Here is an 11902-nt window from a genome sequence, read left to right on the forward strand (position 1 = left end):
CACGGCAGGGCTGCTCTGCCCCCGGGTCTGCCCCCACGGCCCTCCCGGCCCCGGGCTCGGGCGGTTAAGGCTGGGGACGCCCATCGTGAGGGGAGCAGCGTGCGCGCACAGGAGTCCCAGGACCGGCAGGACCCGAAACAGCGGCAGAACCGGGGTGCCTCGGCGCCTGTCGACACCACCGCGCGGCGGATGCTCGCACTCCAGCGCCGGGTGGGCAACGCGGCCCTGGCCCGGGCCTTCGAAGAGGAGCGGCACGAGCACGACGCCGGCTGCGGGCACGGCGGGAAGGACGCCTCCGTGCAGCGTTCGTCGGTGCTCGGGGTGCTGGCCACGCCCGGCCGCCCGGTCGACCCGGTGATCCGCGGCAAGGCGGAGCGGGGCCTGAACACCAACCTCAGCGATGTCGTCATGCACACCGGCCCCGAGGCGGAGCGCTCGGCGGCCGAGTTCGGGGCCCGCGCGTACACCTCCGGCCGGCACATCGTCGTCGGCGCGGGCGGCGCGGACGAACACACCATGCTGCACGAGCTGGCGCACACCTGGCAGCAGCAGCGCGGCCCGGTGGAGGGCACCAGCAGCGGTGGGGTGCATCTCTCCGACCCCAGCGACCGGCACGAGCAGGAGGCCGAGTCCATCGCCCACCGGATCAGGAACGGCGGCAGCGTGCCGGCCGCACCGCCGCAGGCCGCGGCGGCCGCCGCGCCCGCGGGCGCCGTTCCGGTGGCCCGGATGCCCAGGGGGAGCGGCAGGAGCCGTCCCCCGGCCAGCCGGATGCACCCGGCGGACGCGGGGCAGCTCTTCGAGTTCTACCTCGACGGCAATCGCGAGGTCGGCCGTTATGTCCGGGCCCGGTCGAACGGCGACGAGGTCTTCGACACCGAGCGCTTCGGCCGGGTCGACGTCGCCCCGGCGGACATCCTCGGCCCGCGCGCCCGGGTGGGCGGTATCCATCCGCCGGGCCGGGCCCGTCCGGCCGAGGAGCGGTTGGAGGGCCGGAGCACGGTCTACCTGTCCGAGGCCGACGCCTCGGCGGCCCGTGCGCGGCTGCGCAGGGACCCCGGCAGGGCGGACGAGATCGGCATCACGACGTTCGAGGAACACCCCGAGGACGAGTACCAGGAGTACCAGCGCAACAGCGAGGACCTGCGCCGGCTCGGGGTGCCGATCCTGACCAACATGGACCTGAGCCGGCCGGACGCGGCGGAGCGGCTGCGGCATGTCGACGAGGGCGCCAACCTGCACTTCCAGATGCCGCGCACGGGCCGTATGAAGGGCTACTCCACCCAGAAACTGGTCGGCGACACCAACCGGCTGCCCCGGCGGATGAACCGTGACGACGTCTCGGTGAGCATCACGGCTCCGGACCCGCGCCAGTACAAGAGCCGGAGCACGCACGACAGCTTCTACGGCCTGGAGAACCGCAAGGCCGTGCCCCCCGGGATGCGGGTCAGGTCGGGCCCCGACCCCGAAGCGGACCTGGAGGAGTACGGCTACTCGCACCGGATCTCCGGCAAGGACAAGAGCGCCGCGGTGGCCAGCCGCCGCAAGACGTACTACGTGGAGGCCGACCGGCGCAGCGACAGTCCCGAGGAGCGCGGCGGCCCGTCGAACTACCGCGAGCGCGAGGACGACCGCGAGGCGCGCAGCCGCAGGCGCTCCCGGAGCCGCCGACGGGCAGCGAGCAGGGGCCCGAGCCTGGCTCCGAGCCGGGCCGACACCGAGTACTACGACGATCAGCCGCGCGGCCGGCAGCTGAACCGGGGGAGCCTGTACGAGGAGGACATGGCCGCCGGGGTGGCCGAACCCGCCCGCAGCCGGAGCCGGCGCAGCCGCAGCCGGCGGCGCCCGGTCGAGGTCGACCCGTACCTCGACGACGACCTGTACGCCCCGCCGACACCCCGGCAGCGCAGCCGCAGCCGGCGGCGGGTCGAGCGCAGCCAGAGCCGGGGGCCTGCCACGCTGACCCAGGCCGACCTCGACGCCTATGTCGAGTACGGCGGCGGTGCCGACTACCTGGCGGAGGAGTCCCGGCCCTCGCGCAGTTCCCGCCACGCCCGCAGCCGGAGCCGTGCCTCACGCCACCGCAGCCGGGCGGCCTCGCAGCACCGCAACTACGCGGCCCCGCCCGTCGACTACGACGAGCCGGTGAGCAGCCAGCAGGTGTACGAGGACGAGTACGACGCCCCCCGGATGCCGTCGCGGTACCGGAGCCGGCGCCGGAACGTGATCTACGACTCCGACGACGACATCTGACGGTGACCCCCCGGGCAACACGGGCGCGGGCCGGGGCAACCCGGCCTGCCCCGTGGTCCGCTGACCGGTCGCCGTGCTTCGCCTAGCGTTGCCGCGTGAGCCTGTGGACCTCTCTCGAACCCGCCTCCGCGACCGTCGACCCGGGCAGCAGCACCCGCGTACGACTGCGGCTGCGCAACACCGGTGACGTCGTCGACGAGTACCGCTTCGAACCGGTGGGCCCCATCGCGCCCTGGACGACCGTCGAGCCTCCCACGCTCCGGCTCTATCCAGGCACCACGGGCACGGTCGAGCTGACCTTCGCCCCGCCCCGGACGCCCGACGCGACAGCGGGCCCCAACCCGTACGCGGTCCGCATCACGCCCACCGAGCATCCCGAGGCCGTCACCGTCCCCGAGGGCAACCTCACCATCACCCCCTTCACCGAGCTGCGTGCCGAGCTGGTCCCGCCGACGGTCAAGGGCCGCTTCCGGGGCCGCCCCAAGCTGGCCGTCGACAACCTCGGCAACACCAAGCTCACCGCCTCGATCGGCGGCAACGACAACGGCGACCAGCTCGCCTACGACATCCACCCCAGCAACGTCCAGATCGAACCCGGCCGCGCCGCCTTCATCAAGGCCACCCTCAAACCCCGCCGGATCATCTGGTTCGGACCGAAGGAACAGCGGCCGTACCGGCTCACCGTCCAGCGCTCGGGGCTCACGCCGGAGCCCGTCGACGGGACGTACATCCAGCGCGGCTTCCTGCCCCGCTGGCTGGCTACCCTCTTCGGCACCCTGCTGGCCCTCGCCATCACCTTCGCCCTGATCTGGTTCAACTACAAGCCGCAGGTCAAGAGCCTCGCCGAGGAGCAGATCCAGGAGGCCGGGGTGAGTTCGCTCGCGCCCAGCCCCTCGGCCACCCCGACCCCGCCGCCGGCGCCCAGTGTCACGGCCTCCACCGCGCCCGTCACTCCGGACGCCGGGGACGGCGGCAACGGAGGCGGAGGCGGCGGGGGAGGCGGTGGCGGTGCGACGGCCACCGTGACCGCCAAGCCCAAGCAGGACACCGCGGCGACCGCCGTGAACCGCCTCGCCGCCGCCGACCCGTCCGGGCGGCACATCTGCTACCGCGCCTACATCCAGGGCACCGGCTGGCAGAAGCCCGTCTGCGACGGCACCATGGCGGGCACGGTCGGCAAGAACACCCCGATCAAGGCGATCAACCTCGCGGTGTACGGCGTCCAGGGCTCCGCCGCCAACGCCTTCGTCTACAACCCCCAGTCCACGGACGGCAGGGGCAAGTGGAACCCGAACTGGACGGCGATCATGCCCGACGGCAAGGACAACTACATCGGCAGCACGAAGGCGGCCGACCCCTACATCGAGGGCTTCGCCTTCAACGTCGGCAGCGGACATGGCTGCAACTACGCCAAGGTCCGCGACCACGACTGGGGCGGCCAGTGGTGCCAGGGTTCCCGCAGCGACAACAACGCACTCGATTTCGTCGGCACCCTCGACAACACGCTCTGGCTGGAAGCCTTCAAGCTGACGGTGACCCCATGACCCTCTGGACCTCCCTGGAACCCGCCTCCGCGACCGTCGACCCGGGCGCCTCGACCCGGGTACGACTGCGGCTGCGGAACACGGGTGACGTAGTCGACGAGTACCGCTTCGAACCGGTGGGCCCCATCGCCCCCTGGACCACCGTCGAGCCCCAGACCCTCCGCCTCTACCCGGGCACCACCGGGACGGTCGAGCTGACCTTCGCCCCGCCCCGGACGCCCGACGCGACGGCGGGCCCCAACCCGTACGCGGTCCGCATCACGCCGACCGAGCACCCCGAGGCCGTCACCGTCCCCGAGGGCAACCTCACCATCACCCCCTTCACCGAGGTACGGGCCGAGCTGGTCCCGCCGACGGTCAAGGGCCGCTTCCGGGGCCGCCCCAAGCTGGCCGTCGACAACCTCGGCAACACCAAACTCACCGCCTCCATCGGCGGCAACGACAACGGCGACCAGCTCGCCTACGACATCCACCCCAGCAACGTCCAGATCGAACCCGGCCGCGCCGCCTTCATCAAGGCCACCCTCAAACCCCGCCGGATCATCTGGTTCGGACCGAAAGAGCAGCGACCCTACGCCCTCACCGTCCAGCGGGCGGGCGTCAATCCACAGCCTGTGGACGGGACCTACGTCCAGCGCGGCTTCCTGCCCCGCTGGATCGCCACCCTCTTCGGCACCCTGCTGGCCCTCGCCATCACCTTCGCCCTGATCTGGTTCGCCTACAAACCCCACGTCGGAAGCCTCGCCCAGGAACAGCCCCAGGAAGCCGGGGTGAGCAGCATCGCGCCCAGCCCCTCGGCCAGCGCACCCCTCGCCGCGGCACCGGCGCCCTCCCCGTCCCAGGTGGAGCAGCAGCCGGACGACGGCAACGGCTCGTCCGACACCCAGGCGGGCGGGGGCGGCGGCCAGGCCCAGCCGGCCCCGAAGGCGTCGAAGAAGAAGGTCCCGAAGCCCGTCGTACCGGCGTACAACGTCCTGCTGCGCAACACGACGACCAAGAAGTGCGCGGACATCCCCGGCTACGACAAGGGGACCAGCAACGGCCCGGTGCGGGAGTACACCTGCAACGAGACCACCGCGGACAACCAGCTGTGGAACCTTGAGGTGCACTACTCGAAGGACGGCCCGGGCTCGGCCGCGCTCTTCCAGATCCGCAACGTCAAGGACCAGCTCTGCATGGACCTGCCCAGCTACGGGTCGGCCAAGCTGTCCTCACCGATCACCGAGTACAAGTGCGACGGCACCAAGGCCGACAACCAGCTCTGGTGGATCGACAAGCGTCCCAGCGGCGCCTACTGGATCCGCAACTTCGCCAGCAACAACCTCTGCCTGGACGTGGCCGGTTACAGCACCGGCGCCAACGACACCAACCTGACCCTGTACTACTGCTCGGACACCGACGACCAGGAATGGCGGATCGTCCCCCCGTCGGGCGACTAGTGCCGCACCAGGCAACGGGAGCCCACCCGCCGAACCGGGCCGCCCTGATGGCTCCGCGACCTGCCGGTCACCAGGTGCCCGGTACCAACCTCCCCGCCTTGCGGTACTCGCGGCGGGCGCCTTCCAGCAGGTTCGCCGCGGTGACCGGCTCTCCGCAGCCGGCTGCGAAGTAGGCGGCGGTGACCACCGCGCTGCGGATGGCACCCCCGGACAGCTCGAAGTCGCGGGCCAGTGGGCCGAGTTCGATGTCCCGCTCGCTCGGTACGTGCACCAGCCCGTGCCGCCACAGTGCCAGCCGCTGCTCCTCGTCCGGGAACGGGAAGTCGATCACCAGGTCGAGGCGGCGGGTGAAGGCCTCGTCGATGTTGGCGCGCAGGTTGGTGGTGAGCAGCGCGATGCCGTCGAAGGCCTCCAGCCGCTGGAGCAGATAGGCCGACTCCAGGTTGGCGTACCGGTCGTGCGCGTCCTTGACCTCGGAGCGCTTGCCGAAGACGGCGTCGGCCTCGTCGAAGAGCAGCACGGCGTCGGTGCGGTCGGCCTCGGTGAAGATGCGCTCCAGGTTCTTCTCGGTCTCGCCGACGTACTTGTCGACGACCGAGGAGAGCTGGACGACATAGAGGTCCAGGCCGAGTTCGGCGGCCACCACCTCCGCCGACAGGGTCTTGCCGGTGCCCGACTCGCCGGCGAACAGGCCGAGGACTCCGCGGCCCCGGCCGCCGCCCGCGCTCAGCCGCCAGTCACCGAGCACCCGGTCGCGATGGCGGGCCCGCAGGGCCAGTTCGCGCAGTTCGGTGAGCGGGCGTTCGGGCAGCACCAGGTCCCGCCAGTCGACGGCGGGCCGGATCCGGCGGGCATGCTGTTCCAGCCCGGACGCCGACTGCTGGCGGGCGGCCAGCCGCAGATGGGCGGCGGCCAGCGGGGTGCCGTCGAAGTCCGCCAGCGCCTGCGCCGCCCGGGCCGCGCGGGCGAGCCCGTCGCCGCCCAGGTGGTACGGGGCGACGGTGGCCGCGAGGTCGAAGCCGGGGGTGTCGGGCAGTACGGCCGCCCAGGCGTCCACGGGCGCGGCGCGCCGGGACGGCACCTCCAGGACGAGGGGATCGCGGTGGTCGCACCACTGCGGGTCGTAGGGACGGGAGCTGGTGATCAGCGCGGTGACGTCGCCGCAACCGCTCAGCTCCCGGGCGAACTCCCGGGGTTGGGCCGCGTCGACGAGGACCGCCCGGCCGCCCAGCCGGGCCTCCCGGAGCAGCTCCGGGACGTGCTCCTCGGGGCCGGTGTAGTGCAGGACCTCCACCCCGGCCAGCCGCAACGCGGCCCTCGCACAGCCGAGGCCCTCGCCCTCCCGGCGCTCCCGCAGATACCCGAAGAGCGGCCCGGCGGCGATCCGCCCGGCCAGCCGCCGCACGAACCCCTCGTCCCCCTCGGCACCGGATTCGCTGTCGTACGACGGTGCGCGCAGGTGTCCCGCCAGGGCCGGGTCCGGGGTGTCGTCGCCGAGGAGGTGGGACAGGACCCGGTCGGGGACCCGCAACGAGCGGCTGAGGAAGGGGCGTTCGGGCTCCTCGACGGTGAGCAGGCCGAGCGCGGTGAGCGGGGCGGCGGGGTGGAAGCGGGCGCGGGCCTGGGCGAGGTGGGCGGGCACGCCGTACAGGTCGAGGGCGAGGGCGATGGTGGCACGGCGCCGGCCGACGTCGTCGTTGAGGTAGCCGTACAGCGGCTCGAAGGTGCGGTCCAGGTCCGGGGCGAGCGCGATGAGCAGGATCGTGGTGTCGAGGGCGGTGAGGCGGAGGCGGCCGGCCAGTTCGGCCAGCCCGTCGGTGAAGCCCTCTTCCAGGGAGGGCAGTTCGGCGGGCGTCTCCGGGCGCAAAAAGTGCCTGACCGCCTCCTCGGAGAGGTAGAGGCCGCGCAGCGGGTCGGTGGCCGTCGGGTCGCCGGCCGAGCGGTGGGCGACGAGGGCGGCGGCCCGGTCACGCAGCCCGGACAGCCGGGCGAGGAGCGGGGCGACCGGCGTCAGGGAGACGTCGAGGGTCACGCCCGGGTCCTCCGGGCGGCCTTGGCCTGGGCGACCTGGCCGGGCCGGTGGGCCCGCTCCTCGAGGACCGGCGCGCTCTCCTCCAGTCCCTCGCGGACACGGACGGCGGCGCCCTCGGTGACCGGCGGACCGGCGTCGTACTCGGGGTAGGCCGGGAAGGGTGCCGTGATGACGACGTCCAGGGAGGGCTTGAGCTCGCCGCCGAGCGCGGACCAGATCTCGGCCAGGGAACGGGCCTCGGTCTGGATACCGGCCACCGAGAGGGCCACGGTCAGCCCCAGTTCGCGCAGGGAGTCCGGTAGTTCGCCCGGATGGATCAGCTCCCTCGGGATCAGGGTCGCCAGCACGGCGCTGATCAGCCGGTGTTCGTCCTCGGGCCGCTTGGCCCACGCCGTCACCAGGTACGACAGCCGGAACCAGCGGGGCGGCTGCCGGCGCCTGACCACGATGTCCCGGTCGTCCCGGACGTCGACGTGGCCACGCTGACGCCGCTTCACATCCTCCCGGATGTCGTACAGGTAGCTGTTGACCACCGGGCCGTTGCGGCGGGCCGCCCAGTCCCGGGTCGGGGCGTCGAAGGAGACGTCGATGCCGGCACCCTCCAGCGCACCGCCGGTCAGCAGGTCCCGCAGCACCTGGTCCACCTCGTGGATCACGCCGTACTCACCACCCCATGGACCTGTCCGCACTCGTGTCCATCCTGCCCTTCGCCCCCGCCGCACCCGCAGGAACGGCCGGGCAGACCGCGTTGCCCGGGAACCGGTGGGCACTGCCCGTTCGGTCAGATGTAGCCTTCCCGGAGGGCATGGGCCACGGCGTGTGCCCGGTTGCGCAGGTGCAGCCGGGTCGTCAGCCCGTGCATGACGTTCTTGACGGTGCGCTCGGAGTAGGACAGCTTGCTGGCGATCTCACCGGTGTCGAGTCCCTCGGCGACCAGCCGCAGTACGTCCACCTCGCGGGCGGACAACCCGGAGGCCGGGGCGCCCGGGCGGCCGGCGGCGCTGCGGTGCAGGGTGCCGACCTGGTTGATCAGCCGGCCGAGCAGGTCGGCGGGCAGGTCGCCGTCGCCCCGGGCGGCCGCCAGCACGGCCTGCACGATCCGCAGTTCGGTGGCCTCGTGCCGCCAGACGATGGCGCCGACCCCGCACTCGATCACATCGAGCAACTCGGTCTCGCGCAGCGCCCCCACCACGAGCACGGCCCGCGCGCCCTCGCTGCGCACGACGCGGCGCAGCCGGGTCAGCTCCGGTTCGTCGAGGCTGTCGCTGATGAGCAGGGCGACCGTGCCGGGGCCGGTCTCGGACTCCTCGCGCAACTCGATCTCCGGGTGCCGGCGCAACTGGCTGAGCGCGCCTTCACGGGAGATCGGGTCCGGCGCGTGCACCGCGACGGGCGTGCGGGTGACCGACGCTAATGAGCTGTTGCTGACCAACCGCTTCCCCTATGTCCACGTGCCCGTCACCCCTGAGGGAACGGTGACGGGCGGGAGTACCCAGCCTGCTGGGACCAAAGGGGCAACGACAATCGTGGACGACCACGACAAGGACCACGAGATGTGGGGGACGCGTCGGTCCGTGGGACCCTGCGGGTGCGTCGTGGCTGATCGCGCCCGCGCGGCGGCAGCCGCATGCCGAACACAGCCTCGCGCCCCTTTTACACGTGGGACCAGCGGCACCACCATCTTGGGGGCGCGGGGAACCGCGCGAACAGCCCCCAGCGGCCCGCGGTCGCCCACGGCCCCACGCACCCCCGGCTCCACAACCCCGTGCCGAATGTGCCAACCCGGCAACAAACGCCCAGCCCACCCCGCCTCCCCACAACCTCTCCCAGCCGCGCCCCCTCTAACCCCCGGAACCCACCAGCGCACCGCGAGGAGCCAGGAATGACGCATTCGTGCCCTGAACTCGTCGACGTCATGCACCTGTTGGCGGAGGAAGCCGAGCGCACGCGGTCCGGGACCGGCCGCCTCGTGCTGCTGCGGGGCGCCACCGGAACCGGCCGTACCAGCGTCCTGGAGGCCGCGGCCGAGCAGGCGGCCGGCCTCGGTCTGAGAACGCTCCGCGCGCGCTGTTCACCCGCCGACACCGCCATCTCCTTCGCCACCGTCCTGCAACTCCTCGGGCCGGTGCCGGAGTTCGCCGACCTCGCGGTGGACGGCGACGAGCGGGCGACCGCCGCCGGTCTGTGGCGCGTGCTGCGCGCCTACGCCGAAGACTCGCCGCTGCTCGTCGCCGTGGACGACGTGCACCTCGCCGACGCCCCCTCGCACCGCTGGCTCGTGGAGTCCGCCCGCCACATAGACCGCTTACCGATCCTCCTGATCGTCGGCGAACGCAGCCAGTACGACGTCGATCCGCCCACTCCCGGCTTCGCCCACACCCTCCCCCCGATGCTCGTCCGGACCCACACCCTCGCCCCCTTCACCCCGGAGGCCGCGGCCGGCCGGGTACGCGACGCCTTCCCGGACGCGGACCGGACCTGGGTGGACGACTGTGTGCGGGCCGCCGCCGGCAGTCCGCTGCTCCTGAGCGCCCTGCTCGACGACCTCCGCGAGGCCCGGCACCCGGCGGTGCCCACCACCACCGCCGCCCTGTACCCGGGCGCGTACCCGGCCGCCGTCCGCTGGTGGCTGGACAGTGCGGGACCGGCCACCACCGAGGTCGCCCGCGCCCTCGCCGTACTGGAGGAGAGCACCGGCGCCGCACTGCCGGAGATCGACTTCACGCCCCTGCTCGCCGAGCTGGTCGGCGCCGACCCGACGCGGGTGGCCGGCTGGCTCACCGCCATGACCAACCTCGGCTTCCTCACCCCCGGCACCGACGGCCGCCCCCGCTACCCGCACCCCCTGCTGCGCGACGCGGTCCTCGCCGGTGTGCCCGCGGCCCGCCGCCGGGCCGCGCACCGGGCGATCGCCGAGGCCATGCTCCGCCAGGACGCGCCCGCCGAGGCCGTGGCCCGCCAGCTGCTGTCGACCGGCCCGGTACACGCCCCCTGGGCGGTGTCCCTGCTCAAGGACGCGACCGCGCTCGCCCTCTGCGACGGCCGGGCCGCGGACGCGGTCGGCTATCTGCGCCGGGCCCTGGAGGAACCCCTCCCCGACGACCGGCGGCAGCGGCTGCTGACCGAGCTGGGCTCGCTGGAGTACGCGGCGCCCCGCTCCTCCGCGGCGATCCCCCGGCTCGCCGAGGCGGTCCGGCTGCCCGCCGCCCCGCAGGACCGGGTGCGCGCGGCCGTCGCCCTCGGCACCGCGCTGACCGGCCGGGGCCGCACCCGCAAGGCCGTCGAGCTGCTGCGGTCCGTGGACGGCGAACTGAACGACCACCCCGACCTGGTGCGCACCCTGCACACCGCCACCGTCCTCCTCTCCGACCAGGACCAGGAGATACGGCAGGAGGTCTACCGCCGGCTGTCCGAGACCGCCGAGCACTCCCCGGAGCTGGTCGGCACGGCCGGGCAGGCCCTGCTGGTGCGGCACGCCGCCACCGCGGGCCTCACCTCGGCCCGGGACGCCATGCGGCGGCTGCGCACCCTGCTCGCCGAACCCACCGACCCGTTCACCGAGCCGTTCCTGGTCGGTACCGCGGCCTCGGTCGCCCAGTGGGCCGACGAACTCGACGAGGCCGACCGGCTGGTGGCCCGCGGGCTGGCCGGACAGCGTCCCGACCTGCTGCACCCCATGCACCAGGCCCTGATCAACAGCCGTTCGGACATCGCGGCGGCCCGCGCCGACCACACGCGCCCGGCGGCCGTGCCCGAGTCGGTCACGCCCGGCAACGCCCATGCGCACACCCTGATCGCGCTGGTGGAGACCGGCCGTACCGCACAGGCCGAGAGCCTGGTCACCGGGCTGGACCTGCGGGAGGCGGCGGATTCCTGGGAGCTGAACCGGTTCCTCTACGCGCGGGGAGTGGTGCGGGCCGCCGCCGGTGATCCGGCGGCGGCGCTGCACGACTTCCTGGAGTGCGGCCGCCGCCAGTCCGCCCGTGAGGTGATCAGCCCGGTGGTCACCCCCTGGCGTACGGCCGCCGCCGAGTGCCGGCTGGCCCTCGGCCGCCCGCTCGAAGCCATCGCCCTGGCCGAGGAGGAGCTGCGGCTGGCCCGGGTCTGGGACACCCCGCGCACGGTGGGCCGGGCCCTGCGCGTTCTCGGTACGGCGACCGGCGGCCGCCGGGGTCTGGAGCTCACCGAGGAGGCCGTGGCGCTCCTGCGGGGCGGCGGGCCCGCCGGTACCGAGCCGGCGCTGGCCCTGCTCGCCCTGGGCCGTCAGCTGACCGCCGCCGGCGAGGGCACCCGGGCCCGCGACTGTCTGCGGGAAGCCGTGGAGCACGCCGAACGGCTCGGTGCCGTACGGCTGGTGGAGCTGGCCGAGGGGGTGCTGCGGAAGGGCGGCGCCCGCTCCCCCGGACGCCGTACGGGCACCGCCTCCCTGACCGGCAGCGAGCGCCGGATCGCCGAGCTCGCCGCCGAGGGCCGCACGAACACGGAGATCGCGGCCCTGCTCCATCTGGCCCGCCGTACCGTGGAGACCCATCTCACCCACACGTACAGGAAGCTGGGCATCCGCCGGCGGGCCGATCTGCGCCCGGCCCTGGATCAGGGCGCCCCACGCCAGTAGGGGTCCCGCCGAGGGTCGC

At 73.5% G+C, this 11902-nt stretch carries 7 protein-coding genes; 4 read left to right on the plus strand and 3 right to left on the minus strand.

All coding sequences use genetic code 11. The features are described 5' to 3' along the window. Nucleotides 1-99: 99 nt before the first annotated feature. The 3 genes from AB0D59_RS00090 to AB0D59_RS00100 all read left to right on the plus strand — a co-directional run bounded on the left by AB0D59_RS00090 (nt 100) and on the right by AB0D59_RS00100 (nt 5236). Nucleotides 100-2253 (plus strand): DUF4157 domain-containing protein, encoded by a 2154-nt coding sequence (locus tag AB0D59_RS00090; protein WP_362558781.1) that lies wholly within the window; start codon nt 100-102, stop codon nt 2251-2253. A gap of 95 nt (nt 2254-2348) precedes the next feature. Continuing rightward, nucleotides 2349-3797, plus strand: coding sequence for a hydrolase (locus AB0D59_RS00095; RefSeq protein ID WP_362558783.1), 1449 nt, complete (start codon nt 2349-2351; stop codon nt 3795-3797). Then, entirely contained in the window at nt 3794-5236 is a 1443-nt protein-coding gene (locus AB0D59_RS00100) for an RICIN domain-containing protein (RefSeq protein WP_362558786.1), read from the plus strand. The genes AB0D59_RS00095 and AB0D59_RS00100 overlap by 4 nt, the downstream gene beginning before the upstream one ends. 67 nt (nt 5237-5303) lie before the next feature. Here the strand turns inward: AB0D59_RS00100 and AB0D59_RS00105 are convergent, their stop codons facing one another. The 3 genes from AB0D59_RS00105 to AB0D59_RS00115 all read right to left on the minus strand — a co-directional run bounded on the left by AB0D59_RS00105 (nt 5304) and on the right by AB0D59_RS00115 (nt 8700). Beyond that, nucleotides 5304-7268 carry an ATP-binding protein gene (locus AB0D59_RS00105; protein ID WP_362558789.1) on the minus strand — a complete coding sequence of 655 codons (1965 nt, stop codon included), beginning with the start codon at nt 7266-7268 and terminating at the stop codon, nt 5304-5306. Further along, entirely contained in the window at nt 7265-7924 is a 660-nt protein-coding gene (locus tag AB0D59_RS00110; protein WP_362558792.1) for a DUF4255 domain-containing protein, read from the minus strand. The genes AB0D59_RS00105 and AB0D59_RS00110 overlap by 4 nt, the downstream gene beginning before the upstream one ends. A 125-nt stretch (nt 7925-8049) precedes the next feature. After that, nucleotides 8050-8700: a response regulator transcription factor gene (locus tag AB0D59_RS00115; RefSeq protein ID WP_362558795.1), complete on the minus strand. Its 651-nt coding sequence runs from the start codon at nt 8698-8700 to the stop codon at nt 8050-8052. A 450-nt stretch (nt 8701-9150) separates the two neighbouring features. Here AB0D59_RS00115 and AB0D59_RS00120 point away from each other — a divergent pair, with 450 nt between their 5' ends. Then, a complete protein-coding gene (locus AB0D59_RS00120; protein WP_362558798.1) occupies nt 9151-11883 on the plus strand; it encodes a LuxR C-terminal-related transcriptional regulator in 2733 nt (910 codons plus the stop codon). Nucleotides 11884-11902 lie beyond the last annotated feature (19 nt).

The organism is Streptomyces sp. NPDC048417, from assembly GCF_040651615.1.
Lineage (GTDB): Bacteria > Actinomycetota > Actinomycetes > Streptomycetales > Streptomycetaceae > Streptomyces.